General features: G+C 54.6%; 17 protein-coding genes. 14 read left to right on the forward strand and 3 right to left on the reverse strand.

Annotated elements, in window-relative coordinates; all coding sequences use genetic code 11:
- From leuB to leuL, 3 genes are all read right to left on the reverse strand, one after another.
- A complete protein-coding gene (gene leuB / locus AB3N39_RS03460; RefSeq protein WP_143344647.1) occupies positions 1-1,092 on the reverse strand; it encodes a 3-isopropylmalate dehydrogenase in 1,092 nt (363 codons plus the stop codon).
- The gene (gene leuA / locus AB3N39_RS03465) at positions 1,092-2,663 is read right to left on the reverse strand and encodes a 2-isopropylmalate synthase (RefSeq protein ID WP_133293776.1); all 1,572 of its coding nucleotides are present in this window, start codon (positions 2,661-2,663) and stop codon (positions 1,092-1,094) included. Before leuA ends, leuB begins: the two co-directional genes overlap by 1 nt.
- A gap of 91 nt (positions 2,664-2,754) precedes the next feature.
- Positions 2,755-2,841: a leu operon leader peptide gene (leuL, locus tag AB3N39_RS03470; protein ID WP_071786497.1), complete on the reverse strand. Its 87-nt coding sequence runs from the start codon at positions 2,839-2,841 to the stop codon at positions 2,755-2,757.
- A 588-nt stretch (positions 2,842-3,429) separates the two neighbouring features.
- Here leuL and leuO point away from each other — a divergent pair.
- From leuO to murG, 14 genes are all read left to right on the forward strand, one after another.
- Positions 3,430-4,392, forward strand: a complete 963-nt coding sequence (gene leuO / locus AB3N39_RS03475) for a transcriptional regulator LeuO (protein ID WP_276606051.1) — start codon at positions 3,430-3,432, stop codon at positions 4,390-4,392.
- A gap of 380 nt (positions 4,393-4,772) precedes the next feature.
- Positions 4,773-6,497 carry an acetolactate synthase 3 large subunit gene (gene ilvI, locus AB3N39_RS03480; protein WP_115876442.1) on the forward strand — a complete coding sequence of 575 codons (1,725 nt, stop codon included), beginning with the start codon at positions 4,773-4,775 and terminating at the stop codon, positions 6,495-6,497.
- Position 6,498: 1 nt separating this feature from the next.
- Positions 6,499-6,990: an acetolactate synthase small subunit gene (gene ilvN, locus AB3N39_RS03485; RefSeq protein ID WP_367897078.1), complete on the forward strand. Its 492-nt coding sequence runs from the start codon at positions 6,499-6,501 to the stop codon at positions 6,988-6,990.
- 179 nt (positions 6,991-7,169) lie between these two features.
- Positions 7,170-8,177, forward strand: a complete 1,008-nt coding sequence (cra, locus tag AB3N39_RS03490; protein ID WP_008501993.1) for a catabolite repressor/activator — start codon at positions 7,170-7,172, stop codon at positions 8,175-8,177.
- Positions 8,178-8,776: 599 nt separating this feature from the next.
- On the forward strand, positions 8,777-9,235 hold the full coding sequence (gene mraZ / locus AB3N39_RS03495) for a division/cell wall cluster transcriptional repressor MraZ (RefSeq protein WP_021240528.1): 459 nt from the start codon (positions 8,777-8,779) through the stop codon (positions 9,233-9,235).
- 2 nt (positions 9,236-9,237) lie between these two features.
- Positions 9,238-10,179 carry a 16S rRNA (cytosine(1402)-N(4))-methyltransferase RsmH gene (gene rsmH / locus AB3N39_RS03500; protein ID WP_021240527.1) on the forward strand — a complete coding sequence of 314 codons (942 nt, stop codon included), beginning with the start codon at positions 9,238-9,240 and terminating at the stop codon, positions 10,177-10,179.
- Positions 10,176-10,541: a cell division protein FtsL gene (gene ftsL, locus AB3N39_RS03505; protein ID WP_008501989.1), complete on the forward strand. Its 366-nt coding sequence runs from the start codon at positions 10,176-10,178 to the stop codon at positions 10,539-10,541. The genes rsmH and ftsL overlap by 4 nt, the downstream gene beginning before the upstream one ends.
- Before the next feature lie 15 nt (positions 10,542-10,556).
- Complete coding sequence (locus AB3N39_RS03510; RefSeq protein ID WP_111964042.1) at positions 10,557-12,323, forward strand: peptidoglycan glycosyltransferase FtsI; 1,767 nt, start codon at positions 10,557-10,559, stop codon at positions 12,321-12,323.
- A complete protein-coding gene (murE, locus tag AB3N39_RS03515; RefSeq protein ID WP_048979011.1) occupies positions 12,310-13,797 on the forward strand; it encodes a UDP-N-acetylmuramoyl-L-alanyl-D-glutamate--2,6-diaminopimelate ligase in 1,488 nt (495 codons plus the stop codon). Before AB3N39_RS03510 ends, murE begins: the two co-directional genes overlap by 14 nt.
- A complete protein-coding gene (murF, locus tag AB3N39_RS03520; RefSeq protein ID WP_252093398.1) occupies positions 13,794-15,152 on the forward strand; it encodes a UDP-N-acetylmuramoyl-tripeptide--D-alanyl-D-alanine ligase in 1,359 nt (452 codons plus the stop codon). Before murE ends, murF begins: the two co-directional genes overlap by 4 nt.
- Entirely contained in the window at positions 15,146-16,228 is a 1,083-nt protein-coding gene (gene mraY / locus AB3N39_RS03525; RefSeq protein ID WP_008501985.1) for a phospho-N-acetylmuramoyl-pentapeptide-transferase, read from the forward strand. The genes murF and mraY overlap by 7 nt, the downstream gene beginning before the upstream one ends.
- A gap of 2 nt (positions 16,229-16,230) precedes the next feature.
- On the forward strand, positions 16,231-17,547 hold the full coding sequence (gene murD / locus AB3N39_RS03530) for a UDP-N-acetylmuramoyl-L-alanine--D-glutamate ligase (RefSeq protein ID WP_133293778.1): 1,317 nt from the start codon (positions 16,231-16,233) through the stop codon (positions 17,545-17,547).
- Positions 17,547-18,791, forward strand: coding sequence for a cell division protein FtsW (gene ftsW / locus AB3N39_RS03535; protein WP_115876438.1), 1,245 nt, complete (start codon positions 17,547-17,549; stop codon positions 18,789-18,791). The genes murD and ftsW overlap by 1 nt, the downstream gene beginning before the upstream one ends.
- The gene (gene murG, locus AB3N39_RS03540) at positions 18,788-19,852 is read left to right on the forward strand and encodes an undecaprenyldiphospho-muramoylpentapeptide beta-N-acetylglucosaminyltransferase (protein ID WP_039260813.1); all 1,065 of its coding nucleotides are present in this window, start codon (positions 18,788-18,790) and stop codon (positions 19,850-19,852) included. The genes ftsW and murG overlap by 4 nt, the downstream gene beginning before the upstream one ends.
- Positions 19,853-19,904 lie beyond the last annotated feature (52 nt).

Consider the following 19,904-nt stretch of genomic DNA (forward strand, 5'->3'; position numbering starts at 1 on the left):
TTACACCCCTTCAGCGACATAGCGGGCAATGATGTCGCCCATTTCATCGGTACTGACTGCCGCCGTGCCGCGTGCTAAATCGCCGGTACGGACGCCTTCTTCTAACGCCCGGTTAATGGCGTGTTCAATTGCGGCTGCTGCATCGTCTGCATCCAGGCTGTAGCGCAGCAGCAGGGCCAGGGAGAGGATCTGCGCAATCGGGTTGGCAATGTTCTTGCCGGCGATATCCGGCGCGGAGCCGCCCGCAGGCTCGTACAGGCCAAAACCTTCTTCATTCAGGCTTGCGGATGGCAGCATTCCCATGGAGCCGGTGATCATTGCGCACTCGTCAGAGAGAATATCGCCGAACAGGTTGGAGCACAGCAGCACGTCAAACTGGGACGGATCCTTAATCAGCTGCATGGTCGCGTTATCGATGTACATGTGCGACAGCGTGACGTCCGGGTACTGCTTAGCGACTTCGCTGACGATCTCGCGCCACAGAATAGAAGACTGCAGCACGTTCGCTTTGTCAATGGAGGTCACCTTGTGGCGGCGTTTGCGCGCAGACTCAAAGGCGATATGGGCGATACGTTCAATTTCGAAACGGTGATACACCTCGGTGTCGAACGCTTTTTCATGCTGACCGCTGCCTTCGCGCCCTTTTGGCTGACCGAAATAGATCCCGCCGGTCAGTTCACGCACGCACAGAATGTCGAAACCGTTGGCGGCGATATCCGCGCGCAGCGGGCAGAACTCTTCCAGACCCTGATACAGCTTCGCCGGACGCAGGTTGCTGAACAGCTTGAAGTGTTTACGCAGCGGCAGCAGCGCGCCGCGCTCTGGCTGCTCTGCTGGCGGCAGGTGTTCCCATTTCGGGCCACCGACGGAACCAAACAGCACGGCATCGGCATTTTCACAGCCTTCCACGGTCGCTTTCGGCAGCGGTGTACCGTGGTTATCAATCGCAATACCACCCACGTCGTAGTGGCTGGTGGTGATTTTCATCGCAAAACGCGCGCGAACGGCTTCCAGTACTTTCAGCGCCTGTGCCATCACTTCCGGACCAATACCGTCACCCGGCAACACAGCAATATGGTAATTCTTCGACATTACACGGTTTCCTTGTTGTTCTCTTTATTCTGAGCTTTGCGTTGCAACTCTTTTTCGACTTCGGCGGCGCGCCAGATGTTGTTCAGAACATGCACCATCGCCTTCGCGGAGGATTCAACGATATCTGTCGCCAGGCCCACGCCATGGAAGCGGCGGCCATTGTAATTGACCACGATATCCACCTGACCCAGCGCATCTTTGCCGTGGCCCTTGGCCGTCAGGTCATATTTGACCAGCTCAACGTCGTACTCGGTGACGCGATTAATCGCCTGGTAAATCGCATCGACAGGGCCGTTACCGTTAGCTGCCTCTGCTTTAATTTCATCTCCGCAGGCCAGCTTGACCGAGGCGGTAGCGATGTCGCTGGAGCCGGACTGCACGTTAAAGTAATCCAGACGGAAGTGCTCCGGCTCTTCCTGCTGTTTGTTGATAAAGGCCAGTGCTTCCAGGTCGTAGTCGAAGACCTGGCCTTTTTTGTCGGCCAGCTTCAGGAACGCGTCATACAGCTGATCCATGTTGTAATCGCTGTCCTTATAACCCATCTCTTCCATACGGTGCTTAACCGCCGCACGGCCTGAACGGGAGGTCAGGTTCAACTGCACCTGGTTCAGACCAATGGATTCCGGGGTCATGATTTCGTAGTTTTCACGGTTCTTCAGCACGCCATCCTGGTGAATACCGGAGGAGTGTGCGAAGGCGCCAGTGCCGACAATCGCTTTGTTGGCCGGAATGGGCATGTTGCAAATCTGGCTGACGGTCTGGCTGGTGCGCCAGATTTCGTTGTGATTGATGCGGGTGTGCACGTTCATGATGTCTTTGCGTACTTTGATCGCCATGATCACTTCTTCCAGCGAACAGTTGCCCGCACGTTCGCCGATGCCGTTCATCGCGCCTTCAACCTGACGCGCCCCGGCGTGGACGGCGGCGATGGCATTACCCACGGCCAGACCCAAATCATCGTGGGTGTGGACGGAGATAATTGCCTTATCAATATTTGGTACGCGGTCATACAGGCCGGTGATGATGTTGGAGAACTCAAACGGCATGGTGTAGCCGACGGTGTCCGGAATGTTGATGGTTTTGGCACCAGCATTGATGGCGGCTTCGACGACGCGCGCCAGGTCTTCGATTGGCGTACGGCCCGCATCTTCACAGGAGAATTCAACGTCATCGGTATAGTTGCGTGCGCGCTTAACCATGTAAACCGCGCGCTCAATCACCTCATCCAGCGTGCTGCGCAGCTTGGTTGCGATGTGCATGGGCGAGGTCGCAATAAAGGTGTGGATACGGAACGCTTCGGCCACCTTCAATGACTCGGCGGCAACGTCGATATCTTTCTCTACGCAGCGCGCCAGGGCACACACGCGGCTGTTTTTAATGGTGCGGGCGATAGTCTGGACGGATTCGAAATCACCCGGAGACGAGACAGGGAAACCGACCTCCATCACGTCGACACCCATACGTTCGAGAGCCAGCGCGATCTGCAGTTTCTCTTTAACACTCAGGCTTGCCTGTAATGCCTGTTCACCGTCACGTAAAGTAGTATCGAAAATAATGACTTGCTGGCTCATGGGTTAGGTCCTTGTCAGTCTTAGGGCGCCTTGCTACGAGCATAAAAAAACCCGCGCAGTGGCGCGGGTTTTTAGTCTTACTGGTGACGATTCAACGCTGAATTTCGCCCGCCAGTCTACCGCGCACAGTGGATGCGTTTAGTAGTAGTAGACCGGTGAAACGAATGGTGCGTGTCATGAATCGTGCTCCGTTAAATTCAATATGCTTTTAGTGGTACTGGATACGGCTGTTCATGTCAACCCCTGGAGATGAAAACGGGCCCGAGAGACGGAATCAACAGGTTATTAACTTTAGCTAATTGTGCTGGTTTTAGCTTTCGCAGCCCGACTAATTGTCTAATTTTGGACTTAATAAAAGAGTTGCAGAAACAAATAAATATAATTGTTTAAAATGAGTGAAATGTGTTGAAGAGAATACTTTGTGCTTAAAGAGTTTGGATATCATTAAGTTATAAATACAGTGAATCTATTCCAGAACGTTGAAAAACGAAAAGAGATAACAGGATGTTAAGTAACTGTAGATCGATAGCATTAACAGTTTAATAATACTTAAGTCATCGTTAACCTGATGGCAATTGTATATTTGTTTAGTTTATGGTTTCATTCAGTTCCTAAAGTCAAACATATCATTTGCGCTCATTAATTTTCATTTATATAGAGTCTTTATATATTCCGAATTTTAAATAATTCTCTTTCGCTGATCGTATTTGCATGATAAATCATATTTTTCGAGATTATTACCGTGCGATGGCAAAGGGAGTGTAGCGTGACAGTGGAGTCAGAAGTGCCAGAAAATAATATTAAACAACCTCAAGCTACTGATGGGATTAAACCGCAGTTACGCACGGTGGATCTGAATCTTCTGACGGTGTTTGATGCTGTCATGCAGGAACAGAATATCACCCGCGCTGCTCAAACCTTGGGGATGTCACAACCTGCCGTAAGTAATGCCGTTGCCAGGCTTAAGCTTATGTTTAACGACGAATTATTTGTTCGCTACGGGAGAGGGATTCAGCCTACGGCGCGCGCATACCAGCTGTTTGGCTCTATTCGCCAGGCGTTGCAACTGGTTCAAAATGAGCTGCCGGGGTCGGGCTTTGAACCCTTAAGCAGCGAGCGCGTATTCCATCTTTGTGTCTGTAGTCCATTAGATAATTATTTAACGTCGATTATCTATAATAAAGTTGAAGAGATCGCACCAAATATCAATCTTGTTTTTAAATCATCCCTGAATCAAAACACGGAACATCAGTTACGCTATCAGGAGATTGAGTTCGTTCTCGGGTATGAAGAGTTCCGTCGTCCGGAATTCTCCTGCGTGCCGCTGTTTAAAGATGAAATGGTTCTGGTCGCCAGTAAAAAACACCCACGCCTGAATTCTCCGCTGCGCGAAAACGATGTTTATAACGAGCAGCATGCCGTTGTTGCACTCGACAGATATGCTTCCTTTAGCCTGCCGTGGTATGACACTGCGGATAAACAGGCAAGCGTGGCTTATCAGGGCATGGCTATGGTCAGCGTATTAAACGTGGTCTCACAGACACAGCTGGTGGCGATTGCGCCGCGCTGGCTTGCAGAAGAGTTTTCTGACTCTCTAAATCTGCAAATTTTACCTCTGCCACTCAAACTAAATAGCCGTACCTGTTATCTTTCCTGGCATGAAGCAGCGGGGCGGGATAAAGGACATCAGTGGATGGAAGAGCTGCTGGTGAGCATTTGCCGTCGGTAAACGCATCAGGATAAATTGCATCGGATTGTGTGATTTATCCTGGTTTTTTTTAGATAATTGATATTTTGTTCTGTTGTTCTTTTTTTTGGGCTGCTCTCCTGCTCGCAAAAATAGATGATTTCCTGCGTTGTCGCGCTTTTCAGTGATGATTTATCACCCCGTCCTCTATTCCCAGAGGAATTAACCATATCTTCAGTTAACGGCTGCTTTTTCTGCTTTACGCACCGTTTATCTCTCCAGGTTTGCTAATTGCCTGCCTCATAACGAGCGGTTAAGGTAAAGAACACTCTGCAAAATATAAGATTGGTTTCTCCCAATCGTAAGACGGTGCGGAAATGAATTCGGCATTCCGTCTATAAGAAAATGCCTGGAGGCAAACCATGGAGATGTTGTCTGGCGCGGAAATGGTCGTTCGGTCGCTGATCGATCAGGGCGTAAAGCAAGTGTTCGGCTACCCTGGCGGTGCGGTTCTCGATATTTATGATGCGTTGCACACGGTAGGGGGCATTGACCATGTTCTGGTACGTCACGAGCAGGCGGCGGTACACATGGCTGACGGTCTGGCGCGGGCGACGGGTGAAGTGGGCGTGGTGTTAGTCACTTCCGGCCCCGGCGCGACAAACGCCATTACCGGCATTGCGACAGCGTATATGGACTCTATCCCGCTGGTGATCCTCTCCGGGCAGGTGGCAACCTCACTGATCGGTTACGATGCGTTTCAGGAGTGCGACATGGTCGGGATTTCGCGTCCCGTAGTGAAGCACAGCTTCCTGGTCAAGCAAACGGAAGACATTCCCGGCGTACTGAAGAAAGCTTTCTGGCTGGCGGCGAGCGGACGCCCTGGACCGGTGGTGGTCGATCTGCCTAAAGATATCCTCAACCCGGCAAACAAGCTGCCATATGTCTGGCCGGAAGCGGTCAGCATGCGCTCTTATAACCCAACAACGCAGGGGCACAAAGGGCAGATCAAGCGAGCGTTGCAAACGCTTCTGGCAGCCAAAAAACCGGTGGTCTATGTCGGAGGCGGGGCGATCAACGCTGCCTGTGAAGCCCAGCTTCGCGAGTTGGTTGAAAAACTCAACCTTCCTGTGGCGTCGTCGCTGATGGGACTGGGGGCGTTCCCCGCAACCCATCGTCAGGCGCTGGGTATGCTGGGTATGCACGGTACCTATGAAGCCAACATGACGATGCATCATTCCGATGTGATTTTTGCCGTCGGCGTGCGTTTTGACGATCGCACCACAAACAACCTGGCGAAGTATTGCCCTAACGCTACCGTGCTGCATATTGATATCGATCCAACGTCAATTTCAAAAACGGTATCGGCTGATGTGCCTATCGTCGGTGATGCCCGGCAGGTTCTGGAGCAAATGCTGGATCTGCTGGCCCAGGAGAGTGCGACCCAGCCGCTGGATGAGATCCGCGACTGGTGGCAGCAGATTGAACAGTGGCGCGCGCGTCAGTGCCTGAAATATGACACACAAAGTGAAAATATTAAGCCGCAGGCGGTCATTGAAGCGGTGTGGCGACTGACGAAAGGTGAGGCGTACGTAACCTCAGATGTTGGGCAGCATCAGATGTTTGCCGCCCTGTATTACCCGTTTGATAAACCGCGACACTGGATCAACTCCGGTGGTTTAGGAACAATGGGCTTTGGTCTGCCTGCCGCGTTGGGCGTGAAGCTGGCGCTGCCGAATGAAACCGTCGTCTGCGTAACGGGGGACGGCAGTATTCAGATGAACATTCAGGAGCTGTCTACTGCGCTGCAATATGAACTGCCGGTACTGGTGCTGAACCTGAATAACGGGTATCTCGGTATGGTGAAGCAGTGGCAGGATATGATCTACTCTGGCCGTCACTCTCAATCCTACATGAAATCGCTGCCAGATTTTGTTCGCCTTGCTGAAGCTTACGGCCATGTTGGCATGCGGGTGACCGATCCGGCAGAGCTGGAAACAAAGCTCGCGCAAGCGCTTGAGCACGTTAAAAACAACCGCCTCGTCTTTATGGATGTGATTGTTGATGGGACCGAGCACGTTTATCCGATGCATATTCGTGGAGGCGGTATGGATGAAATGTGGTTAAGCAAAACGGAGAGAACCTGATATGCGCCGGATATTATCGGTTTTACTGGAAAATGAGTCTGGCGCACTGTCGCGCGTCATTGGCCTTTTTGCGCAGCGCGGCTATAACATTGAAAGCCTGACCGTTGCCCCAACGGAAGACCCAACGCTGTCACGCATGACGATCCAAACTGTCGGCGATGCGAAAGTGCTTGAGCAAATTGAAAAACAGCTGCATAAGCTGGTTGATGTGCTGCGCGTGAGCGAGCTGGGGCAGGGGGCCTATGTTGAACGTGAGGTCATGCTGGTGAAAATCCAGGCCAGCGGCTACGGGCGCGAAGAAGTTAAACGTAATGCGGATATTTTCCGCGGACAAATTATCGACGTTACGCCTTCTCTTTATACGGTTCAGCTGGTCGGGACAAGTGACAAGCTGGATGCTTTCCTGACGTCCGTGCGGGATGTGGCAAAAATTGTCGAGGTCGCGAGATCGGGTGTAGTGGGTCTGTCACGCAGCGAGAAAATCATGCGTTAGTTGTCAAAAAGGTTCGCCTCTTTCTGCCCGGTCACCAAAGCCGGGCTTTTTTTTGCGTAATCAGCCGACAACGCAGATAAAAGCGGTTGCCGCGAAGGCTTTTCTGCGTTTAGATGTTAAAAGATTTAACCATAACCTTGACAGGGCCATGGACTCTTTTCTTTTTTTAAGGGGCAATTGTGAAACTGGATGAAATCGCCCGGCTAGCCGGCGTGTCACGAACAACGGCCAGCTATGTGATTAACGGTAAAGCAAAGCAGTACCGTGTCAGCGACAAGACCGTTGAAAAAGTTATGGCGGTGGTTCGTGAGCATAACTACCATCCGAATGCTGTCGCAGCCGGTCTGCGCGCCGGGCGCACCCGCTCTATTGGTCTGGTGATCCCTGACCTGGAAAACACCAGCTATACCCGTATCGCCAACTATCTCGAACGTCAGGCGCGCCAGCGCGGTTATCAATTGCTGATTGCCTGCTCTGAAGATCAGCCCGACAACGAGATGCGCTGCATTGAACATCTTCTCCAGCGCCAGGTGGATGCCATTATTGTTTCGACCTCCCTACCGCCAGAACATCCGTTCTACCAGCGCTGGGCGAACGACCCGTTCCCAATCGTTGCGCTGGATCGCGCGCTCGATCGCGAGCATTTCACCAGCGTCGTGGGTGCGGATCAGGACGATGCAGAAATGCTGGCCGCAGAGCTGCGAACTTTCCCCGCTGAAACTGTGCTGTATCTTGGCGCGCTGCCCGAGCTTTCCGTTAGCTTCCTGCGTGAGCAGGGGTTCAGAACCGCCTGGAAAGACGATCCGCGCGAGGTTCACTACCTCTATGCCAACAGTTACGAGCGTGAAGCCGCAGCGCAGCTGTTCGAAAAATGGCTGGAGACACACCCGATGCCGCAGGCGCTATTCACCACGTCGTTTGCGCTGTTGCAGGGTGTCATGGATGTAACCTTACGCCGTGAAGGTAAACTTCCCTCTGACCTGGCGATTGCCACGTTTGGGGATAACGAGCTGCTCGACTTCCTCCAGTGTCCGGTGCTGGCGGTAGCACAGCGTCACCGTGATGTGGCTGAACGCGTGCTGGAGATTGTGCTGGCAAGCCTGGATGAGCCGCGCAAACCTAAGCCGGGCCTGACGCGTATCAAACGTAATCTCTATCATCGCGGAATTTTAAGCCGCCAAAAATGAAATGACCGGGGCGGGGAAGTCTGCCCCATTTTGCTGCGATAAATCGTGCGGATAATTCCCGGAGAGAAATTAGGATAATTCTTGTGAGATCATAATCGCCTATTTTTCTTAATTCATTTTGGCTTTTAAATTGTCCTTTAAAGAACATCTCAGCGATTTTAAACAGCTATCTTTGTATTATTTTGTTACAAACCCTATTCGGCCGATGAATATTCAGACGTTTTTCCTCCTCCTGTAGCTGCTTACGTGGCAACTGCCGCGCTTACCCGGTGCCAGAGTGAATCTGGCGCTGTTATCCCCTGAGAATCTGTCATAAAATGCTGCCCGCGTCGCAAACTGACACTTTATATTTATCTGCGATGATATTGAGTGAGCTTTAACGCTAGTGTGCATATTCGGTTTTTTTCTTACAAATATTCATAACGTTAATTTTGCCTCGCCAGTTGTGCAGTTATTAACCAGGACTGTTTATCTCTGTAAATAGAGGGCGTTCGAGTCCTTACAGGGAGAGTCCTGGCTTGACAAGCTTTTCCCTCGCTCCGTAAACTCCTTTAGGTGGGAATTTGTGGGTTAAAGTGGTGAGGAGGGGTGAGACTGGCATGTTCCGTGGAGCAACGTTAGTCAATCTCGACAGCAAAGGGCGTTTATCGGTACCAACCCGATATCGCGACCAGCTGATCGAGAACGCTGCGGGTCAAATGGTTTGCACCATTGACATTAACTCCCCCTGCCTGCTGCTTTACCCCTTGCCTGAATGGGAAATTATTGAGCAAAAGCTGTCGCGACTGTCGAGCATGAACCCGCAGGAACGCCGCGTGCAGCGGCTGTTATTGGGACATGCCAGTGAATGTCAGATGGATAACGCAGGGCGGTTACTGATTGCCCCTGTGTTACGGCAACATGCCGGTCTGACCAAAGAAGTGATGCTGGTCGGGCAGTTCAACAAATTTGAACTGTGGGATGAAACGACCTGGTATCAACAGGTCAAGGAAGATATCGACGCTGAGCAGTCTGATTCCGCGACATTATCGGAACGGCTGCAGGACTTGTCTCTATAAATATGATGGAAAATTATAAACACAAAACGGTGTTACTGGACGAGGCCGTAAACGGTCTGAATATTCGTCCGGATGGCATCTACATTGATGGCACGTTTGGTCGCGGTGGTCACTCGCGTTTGATTCTCTCCCAGCTTGGAGAGGAAGGACGTCTGCTGGCAATCGATCGCGATCCGCAGGCAATTGCGGTTGCTCAGACCATCAATGACCCACGCTTTTCCATCGTGCATGGACCTTTCTCTGCGCTCGCAGATTATGTTGCTGAGCGCGGCCTGACGGGCAAGATCGACGGGATTCTCCTCGATCTTGGCGTCTCTTCACCCCAACTTGATGATGCCGAACGTGGTTTCTCCTTTATGCGTGATGGTCCGCTAGATATGCGGATGGATCCGACGCGCGGTCAGTCTGCCGCTGAGTGGTTACAGACCGCTGACGAAGCCGATATTGCATGGGTCATCAAAACGTTTGGCGAAGAGCGCTTTGGCAAACGAATCGCGCGCGCCATCGTTGAGCGTAATCGCATTGAACCAATGACCCGCACCAAAGAGTTGGCCGAAGTGATCGCGGCGGCGACACCGGTGAAGGATAAGCACAAACATCCCGCGACCCGTACCTTCCAGGCGGTTCGCATCTGGGTAAACAGTGAACTGGAGGAAATAGAGCTGGCGCTAAAAAGCTCGCTCGACGTGCTGGCCCCGGGGGGGCGGTTATCCATCATCAGCTTCCATTCGCTGGAAGACCGTATTGTGAAACGCTTTATGCGTGAACAAAGCCGCGGTCCACAGGTGCCAGCGGGGCTGCCGATGACGGAAGAACAACTCAGGAAGCTGGGTGGCCGTCAGTTGCGAGCATTAGGCAAGTTGATGCCGGGCGAAGAAGAAGTGGCAGAGAATCCACGCGCCCGTAGTTCAGTGCTGCGTGTTGCAGAGAGGACGAACGCATGATCGGCAGAGTGACAGAGACCCTAAGCAAAGTTAAGGATTCGTTAGGAAGCAACGAGCGCCATGCCTTGCCTGGCGTGATCGGCGACGATCTTTTGCGGTTTGGGAAACTGCCACTCTGTCTGTTCATTTGCATCATTGTCACGGCAGTTACGGTGGTGACCACCGCCCACCATACACGTTTATTGACTGCGCAACGCGAGCAGATGGTACTGGAACGCGATGCGCTGGATATTGAATGGCGAAATCTGATCCTTGAAGAAAACGCGCTCGGCGATCACAGCCGGGTTGAACGGATCGCAACGGAAAAGCTGCAATTGCAGCATGTTGATCCTTCGCAGGAAAATATCGTAGTACAAAAATAAGGGAAAACGCGACGCATGAAAGCAGCGGCAAAAACGCTAAAACCAAAACGTCAGGAAGAACAGGCCAACTTTATCAGTTGGCGTTTTGCGTTGCTTTGCGGCTGCATTTTACTCGCTCTGGGTTTTCTGCTTGGACGCGTGGCCTGGCTACAAATCATCGCTCCTGACATGCTGGTACGCCAGGGTGACATGCGTTCCCTGCGCGTTCAGGAAGTGTCGACATCCCGTGGGATGATTACCGATCGCTCGGGTCGTCCGCTAGCGGTGAGCGTGCCGGTGAAGGCGATTTGGGCCGATCCTAAAGAATTGCATGATGCTGGCGGTATCACACTTGATAACCGCTGGAAGGCCCTTGCGGATGCGCTGAAGATGCCGTTGGACCAGTTAGCTTCACGCGTGAATACGAACCCGAGAGGGCGCTTTATCTATCTGGCACGTCAGGTGAACCCTGACATGGCGGACTACATCAAAAAATTGAAGCTGCCGGGGATCCATCTGCGTGAAGAATCCCGTCGTTACTATCCATCCGGCGAAGTGACTGCTCACCTCATTGGCTTTACTAACGTCGATAGCCAGGGGATTGAAGGCGTTGAAAAAAGCTTTGATAAATGGCTTACCGGCCAGCCCGGCGAGCGCATTGTGCGTAAAGACCGCTATGGTCGCGTGATCGAGGATATTTCCTCAACGGACAGCCAGGCCGCACACAACCTTGCGCTGAGTATTGATGAGCGATTACAGGCGCTGGTTTACCGCGAGCTGAACAATGCCGTGGCCTTCAACAAAGCGGAATCGGGCAGTGCTGTGTTAGTTGATGTCAGCACGGGTGAAGTGCTGGCGATGGCCAATAGCCCGTCCTACAACCCTAATAATCTTACCGGCACGCAGAAGGATGTTATGCGTAACCGTACCATCACCGACGTGTTCGAACCGGGTTCGACGGTTAAGCCGATGGTGGTCATGACTGCACTTCAGCGCGGTATCGTCAACGAAAACACCGTACTGAATACCATTCCATACCGAATTAACGGTCACGAAATCAAAGACGTGGCGCGCTACAGCGAATTGACCCTGACCGGGGTATTACAGAAGTCGAGTAACGTCGGCGTTTCAAAGCTGGCGTTAGCGATGCCGTCCTCAGCGTTAGTAGAGACTTACTCACGTTTTGGACTTGGAAAGGCGACCAATTTGGGGTTGGTCGGAGAACGCAGTGGCTTATATCCTCAAAAACAACGGTGGTCTGACATAGAGAGGGCCACCTTCTCTTTCGGCTACGGGCTAATGGTAACTCCGTTACAGCTAGCGCGAGTCTATGCAACGATTGGCAGCTATGGCGTCTATCGTCCGCTGTCGATTACTAAAGTTGATCCACCGGTTCCGGGCGAGCGTATCTTCCCGGAATCTGTCGTTCGTACCGTGGTGCACATGATGGAAAGCGTGGCGCTGCCTGGCGGCGGCGGCGTGAAGGCGGCGATCAAAGGCTATCGCATTGCCATCAAGACCGGTACAGCGAAAAAGGTGGGGCCAGACGGCCGCTACATCAACAAATATATTGCCTATACCGCAGGCGTTGCGCCTGCAAGCAATCCGCGTTTTGCGCTGGTGGTCGTAATAAACGATCCACAGGCGGGTAAATACTACGGCGGCGCCGTCTCCGCGCCTGTGTTCGGGGCTATCATGGGCGGTGTGTTACGCACCATGAACATTGAACCGGATGCGCTGGCGACGGGCGAAAAAAGTGAATTTGTAATTAATCAAGGCGAGGGTACAGGTGGCAGATCGTAATTTGCGCGACCTTCTCGCTCCGTGGGTGCCAAATGCACCGGAGCGAGCACTGCGAGAGATGGTACTGGACAGCCGCGTGGCTGCTTCTGGCGATCTTTTTGTGGCGGTGGTCGGTCATCAGGCGGACGGGCGTCGTTATATCCCGCAGGCGATTGCGCAAGGTGTGGCTGCCATTATTGCTGAGGCCAAAGATGAGGCAACCGACGGTGAGATCCGTGAAATGCACGGGGTGCCGGTTATCTATCTCAGCCAGTTAAACGAGCGTCTCTCCGCGCTGGCGGGACGTTTTTATCACGAACCTTCCGACCAGCTGCGTCTGGTCGGCGTGACGGGCACGAACGGTAAAACCACTACCACGCAGCTGATGGCGCAGTGGGCCCAGCTGTTGGGTGAAACCGGTGCAGTGATGGGTACCGTAGGTAACGGCCTGCTGGGCAAAGTGAGCCCGACGGAAAACACCACCGGCTCGGCGGTAGACGTACAGCATGTGCTTGCAGGTCTGGCTGGGCAGGGGGCAACCTTTGCTGCGATGGAGGTCTCTTCGCACGGCCTGGTACAGCATCGGGTTGCGGCGCTGAAATTTGCCGCTTCAGTGTTTACTAACCTGAGTCGCGATCATCTTGATTATCATGGTGATATGGAGCATTACGAAGCCGCGAAATGGCTGCTGTTCTCCACTCACCATTACGGACAAGCCATCATCAACGCCGACGACGAAGTGGGCCGCCGCTGGCTGGCGAAGCTGCCGGATGCGGTTGCGGTGTCGATGGAAGACCATATCAATCCGAACTGCCACGGCCGCTGGCTGAAGGCGGTTGAGGTGAATTACCACGACAGCGGGGCGACAATCCGCTTTGCCTCTTCCTGGGGTGAAGGCGAAATTGAAAGCCGCCTGATGGGCGCGTTCAACGTCAGCAACCTGCTGCTGGCGCTGGCGACGCTGCTGGCGCTGGGTTATCCGATGGCTGAACTGCTGAAAACCTCAGCGCGTCTGCAGCCGGTTTGCGGCCGTATGGAAGTGTTCAGCGCGCCGGGCAAACCGACCGTTGTGGTTGATTATGCCCACACGCCGGATGCGCTGGAAAAAGCGCTCGAAGCGGCGCGCCTGCACTGCGCCGGGAAGCTCTGGTGCGTGTTTGGCTGCGGCGGCGATCGCGATAAAGGCAAACGCCCGCTGATGGGGGCTATTGCCGAGCAGTTCGCAGATATTCCGGTAGTAACCGATGACAACCCGCGTACGGAAGAGCCGCGCGCCATCATCAATGACATTCTGGCGGGCATGCTGGACGCGGGCCGTGCTCGCGTGGTGGAAGGCCGTGCGGAAGCCGTGACCAATACCATTATGCAGGCGCAGGAGAATGATGTTGTCCTGTTAGCGGGCAAAGGGCATGAAGATTATCAGATCGTTGGCAATCGCCGTCTGGACTACTCGGACCGCGTAACGGCAGCACGCCTGCTGGGAGTCGTGGCATGATTAGCATCACGTTACGTCAGGCCGCTGCAATCCTGAAGGGCGACCTGCACGGGCAAGACCTGACCATTGATGCCGTAACGACGGACACCCGCAAAATCACTGCAGGCTGTCTGTTTGTGGCGCTGAAAGGCGAACGTTTTGACGCGCATGATTTTGCTGAACAGGCCAAAGAGAACGGCGCCGGTGCGCTGCTGGTCAGCCGCAAGCTCGATATCGATCTGCCGCAAATTGTAGTGAAAGATACGCGCCTCGCGTTCGGTGAGCTGGCTGCCTGGGTGCGTCAGCAGGTGCCTGCTCGCGTCGTCGCGCTGACCGGATCCTCAGGCAAAACGTCAGTGAAAGAGATGACGGCGGCGATCCTCGGCCAGTGCGGTAATACGCTTTATACCGCGGGCAACCTCAATAATGATATCGGCGTGCCGATGACATTGCTTCGCCTGACCAAAGAGCATGACTATGCGGTGATCGAGTTAGGAGCAAACCACCAGGGCGAAATCGCCTGGACCGTGAGCCTGACTCGCCCGGAAGCGGCGCTGGTGAATAACCTCGCGGCTGCGCACCTGGAAGGTTTTGGCTCGCTGGAAGGCGTGGCGAAAGCGAAAGGTGAGATTTATACCGGCCTGCCGGATAACGGTATCGCTATTCTGAACGCCGATAACAACGACTGGCTGAACTGGCAGAGCATCATTGGCTCGCGTAAAACCTGGCGCTTCTCGCCAAATGCGGCCAACAGTGATTTTACGGCGACCAATATCCATGTGACGTCCCACGGCACCGAGTTCACCCTCACGACCCCAACGGGGGGCGTGGAGGTTCTGCTGCCGCTGCCGGGTCGCCATAACATCGCCAATGCCCTTGCGGCGGCGGCGCTGTCAACGGCGGTGGGCGCTACACATGAGGCGATCAAAGCCGGGCTGGCGAACCTGAAAGCCGTGCCGGGTCGTCTGTTCCCGATTCAGCTTTCGGAAAACAAACTGCTGCTGGATGACTCCTACAACGCGAACGTTGGTTCAATGACGGCGGCGGTGCAGGTGTTATCAGAAATGCCGGGCTACCGCATCATGGTGGTTGGCGACATGGCAGAGCTGGGCGACGAAAGCGAAGCCTGTCATACCCAGGTTGGCGAAGCGGCGAAAGCTGCGGGGCTGGACTGTGTACTGAGCGCAGGAAAACTGAGCCAGGCGATTAGCCAGGCCAGCGGCGTTGGCGATCATTTTGCCGATAAAACCGCGTTGATTGAGCGCCTTAAGGCATTAATTACAGAAAAACAAATTGTGACAGTGTTAGTGAAAGGTTCACGTAGTGCCGCCATGGAACAGGTTGTGCACGCATTACAGGAGAACGGGACATGTTAGTTTGGCTGGCCGAACATTTGGTCAAATATTATTCAGGCTTTAACGTCTTTTCGTATCTGACGTTTCGCGCCATCGTCAGCCTGCTGACTGCGCTGTTCATCTCGTTGTGGATGGGCCCGCGCATGATTGCCCGTCTGCAAAAACTCTCTTTCGGCCAGGTTGTGCGTAACGACGGTCCGGAATCGCACTTCAGCAAACGCGGTACCCCGACGATGGGCGGGATCATGATCCTGACCGCCATCGTCGTTTCCGTGCTGCTGTGGGCGTATCCCTCCAACCCGTACGTCTGGTGCGTTCTGACGGTACTGGTGGGTTATGGGATCATCGGTTTTGTTGATGATTACCGCAAAGTCGTTCGTAAAGATACTAAGGGCCTGATCGCGCGCTGGAAATATTTCTGGATGTCGGTGATCGCGCTTGGCGTAGCCTTCGCGCTGTATCTGGCAGGCAAAGACACACCGGCCACCGAGCTGGTTGTGCCGTTCTTCAAAGACGTTATGCCGCAGCTGGGGCTGTTCTACATTCTGCTGGCCTACTTTGTGATTGTCGGCACCGGCAACGCCGTTAACCTGACCGACGGTCTGGATGGCCTGGCCATTATGCCAACCGTCTTTGTGGCCGCCGGTTTTGCGCTTGTGGCGTGGGCGACCGGTAACATGAATTTCGCGAACTATCTGCACATCCCTTATCTGCGCCATGCGGGTGAGCTGGTGATCGTCTGTACGGCGATTGTCGGCGCGGGGCTGGGCTTCCTGTGGTTCAACACCTATCCGGCGCAGGTCTTTATGGGGGACGTCGGTTCTCTGGCTTTGGGCGGTGCGCTCGGCATTATCGCCGTGCTGCTGCGTCAGGAGTTCCTGCTGGTGATTATGGGCGGCGTGTTTGTGGTTGAAACCCTGTCGGTGATTTTGCAGGTCGGTTCCTTCAAGCTGCGCGGTCAGCGCATCTTCCGCATGGCGCCGATTCACCACCACTATGAACTGAAAGGCTGGCCGGAGCCGCGCGTTATTGTGCGCTTCTGGATTATTTCGCTGATGCTGGTGCTGATTGGCCTGGCAACGCTGAAGGTACGTTAATCATGGCAGATTACCAGGGCAAAAAAGTCGTTATCATCGGGTTGGGCCTTACGGGGCTCTCCTGCGTGGACTTTTTCCTCGCACGCGGCGTGACGCCGCGCGTGATGGATACGCGTGTCTCTCCGCCGGGTCTGGACAAACTGCCGGAACAGGTTGAACGCCACCTTGGTGGTCTGAATGATGGCTGGCTGCTGGCAGCCGATCTGATTGTCGCAAGCCCAGGTATGGCGCTGGCGCATCCTTCGCTGAGCGCTGCCGCGGATGCGGGTGTGGAAATTGTCGGCGATATCGAGCTGTTCTGCCGTGAAGTGCAGGCGCCCGTTATCGCGATTACCGGTTCTAACGGTAAAAGCACCGTCACCACTCTGGTGGGTGAAATGGCGAAAGCGGCAGGCATGAACGTCGGCGTTGGCGGTAACATTGGTTTACCTGCTCTGATGCTGCTGGACAAAGGCTGTGAGCTGTTCGTGCTGGAACTCTCCAGCTTCCAGCTGGAAACGACTTCCAGCCTGCATGCTGCGGCTGCGACGATCCTCAACGTGACTGAAGATCATATGGACAGGTATCCATTTGGCCTGCAGCAGTACCGTGCCGCTAAGCTCCGCGTTTATGAAAATGCCAAAGTCTGCGTTGTTAATGCCGATGACGCGCTGACCATGCCGGTGCGTGGCGCAGACGATCGCTGTATCAGCTTCGGTATCACGATGGGGGATTATCATCTGAACCGCCAGCTGGGTGAAACCTGGCTGCGCGTGAAGGGTGAGAAAGTGCTGAACGTGAAAGAGATGAAGCTCACAGGTCAGCACAACTACACCAATGCCCTGGCGGCGCTGGCGCTGGCGGATGCTGTAGGGCTGCCGCGCTCCTCCAGCCTGCAGGCGTTAACCACGTTTTCAGGCCTGGCGCACCGTTTCCAGCTGGCGCTGGAGCACAACGGCGTGCGCTGGATAAACGACTCCAAAGCCACCAACGTGGGCAGCACGGAGGCCGCGCTGAACGGGCTGCACGTTGACGGCACCCTGCATTTACTGCTGGGCGGCGATGGTAAATCAGCGGATTTTTCCTCGCTGAAGCCGTATCTCTCCGGCGATAACATCCGCCTGTACTGCTTCGGCCGTGACGGCAGCGAGCTGGCTGAACTGCGCCCTGAGGTTGCCGTACAAACCGAAACTATGGAACAGGCGATGCGGCTGATTGCCCCTCGCGTGAAGCCAGGCGATATGGTGCTGCTCTCTCCGGCCTGTGCCAGCCTCGATCAATTCAAGAATTTCGAACAGCGTGGTGATGTCTTTACCCGCCTGGCGAAGGAGTTAGGCTGATGCGTTTATCTCTCCCTCGCCTGAAAATGCCGCGCCTGCCAGGATTTGGGATCCTGGCATGGCTGTTTGCGGCGCTCAAAGGCTGGGTGATGGGCTCTCGTCAAAAAGATAACGACAGCCTGATCATGTACGACCGCACGCTATTCTGGCTCACGATGGGGCTGGCGGCGGTAGGCTTTATTATGGTGACGTCGGCATCAATGCCCGTCGGGCAGCGTCTGGCGAACGATCCTTTCCTGTTTGCCAAACGTGATGGTCTTTACATCATTCTGGCGTTCTGTCTGGCACTGGTGACCTTGCGTCTGCCGATGGAGTTCTGGCAGCGGCACAGCACGGCGATGCTGATCGCGTCGATTATTATGCTGCTGATCGTACTGGTGGTGGGCAGCTCCGTTAACGGGGCATCCCGCTGGATCGCCTTCGGTCCGCTGCGTATTCAGCCTGCGGAATTTACCAAGCTCTCCCTGTTCTGCTACCTGGCTAACTACCTGGTGCGTAAGGTAGATGAGGTGCGTAACAACCTGCGCGGCTTCTTAAAACCGATGGGCGTGATTCTGGTGCTGGCGGTATTACTGCTGGCGCAGCCTGACCTCGGTACCGTTGTCGTGCTGTTCGTTACCACCCTGGCCATGCTGTTCCTGGCGGGCGCGAAGCTGTGGCAGTTCATCGCTATTATCGGGATGGGGATTTCGGCGGTTGTGCTGCTGATCCTCGCCGAGCCTTACCGTATTCGCCGTGTGACCTCGTTCTGGAACCCCTGGGAAGATCCGTTCGGCAGCGGTTATCAGCTGACGCAGTCGCTGATGGCCTTTGGTCGCGGTGAAGTCTGGGGACAGGGGCTGGGGAACTCGGTACAGAAACTTGAGTATTTACCGGAAGCGCATACTGACTTCATCTTCTCCATTATTGCGGAAGAACTGGGTTATATCGGTGTGGTATTAGCGCTATTAATGGTATTCTTCGTCGCTTTCCGCGCCATGTCCATCGGCCGGAAAGCGCTGGAGATCGATCACCGCTTCTCAGGCTTCCTGGCCTGCTCAATTGGTATCTGGTTTAGCTTCCAGGCATTGGTTAACGTCGGGGCCGCAGCGGGTATGCTGCCGACCAAAGGTCTGACGTTGCCGTTGATCAGTTATGGTGGTTCCAGTCTGTTGATTATGTCGACGGCCATCATGCTGTTGTTGCGCATAGATTATGAAACGCGTCTGGAAAAAGCCCAGGCGTTTACACGAGGTTCACGATGAATCAACCGAAGCGGTTAATGGTGATGGCAGGCGGTACCGGCGGACACGTGTTCCCGGGGCTTGCGGTTGCGCACCATTTAATGGATCAGGGCTGGCAGGTACGCTGGCTGGGAACCGCAGACCGCATGGAGGCCGACCTGGTACCGAAGCACGGTATCGAGATCGACTTTATTCGTATTTCCGGCCTTCGGGGCAAAGGCCTCAAGGCAATGCTGCTGGCACCGGTGCGTATTTTTAACGCCTGGCGTCAGGCGCGCACCATTATGAAGCGCTTTAAGCCCGATGTGGTGCTGGGCATGGGCGGCTATGTCTCGGGGCCCGGCGGGCTGGCGGCGTGGTCGTTAGGTATTCCCGTCGTTCTGCATGAGCAGAACGGTATTGCCGGTCTGACTAACAAGTGGCTGGCGAAGATCGCCACTAAAGTGATGCAGGCGTTTCCCGGCGCGTTCCCAAAAGCGGACGTAGTGGGTAATCCCGTGCGTGTCGACGTGCTGGCGCTGCCGCTGCCGGACGCTCGCCTGACGGGCCGTGAAGGGCCGGTTCGTGTGCTGGTCGTCGGCGGCTCTCAGGGCGCACGTATCTTGAACCAGACGATGCCGCAGGTAGCTGCAAAGCTGGGCGATACCGTTACCATCTGGCACCAGAGCGGGAAAGGCGCTCAGCAGACCGTTGAGCAGGCTTACGCAGACGAAGGTCAGCCGCAGCATAAAGTCACAGAGTTTATCGACGACATGGCGGCAGCGTATGCCTGGGCCGATGTCGTGGTCTGTCGCTCAGGCGCGCTGACGGTGAGTGAGATCGCCGCCGCGGGTCTGCCGGCCCTGTTTGTGCCGTTCCAGCACAAAGACAGACAGCAGTACTGGAATGCGCTGCCGCTTGAGAAAGCCGGTGCGGCGAAGATATTTGAGCAGCCACAATTTACCGCCGACGCGGTCGCCACCACCCTGGCGGGCTGGAACAGAGACGCACTGCTGGAGATGGCACAACGCGCGCGCGCGGCCGCTATCCCTGATGCGACGGAACGGGTGGCAAAAGAAGTGAGCCTGGCAGCCCAGGCTTAACCCTCGCAGCGCGTGTTGCGCTGCACGAATTTTAAGTAGTCGATGGCGTTTA

The organism is Enterobacter vonholyi, from assembly GCF_040834095.1.
GTDB lineage: Bacteria > Pseudomonadota > Gammaproteobacteria > Enterobacterales > Enterobacteriaceae > Enterobacter > Enterobacter vonholyi.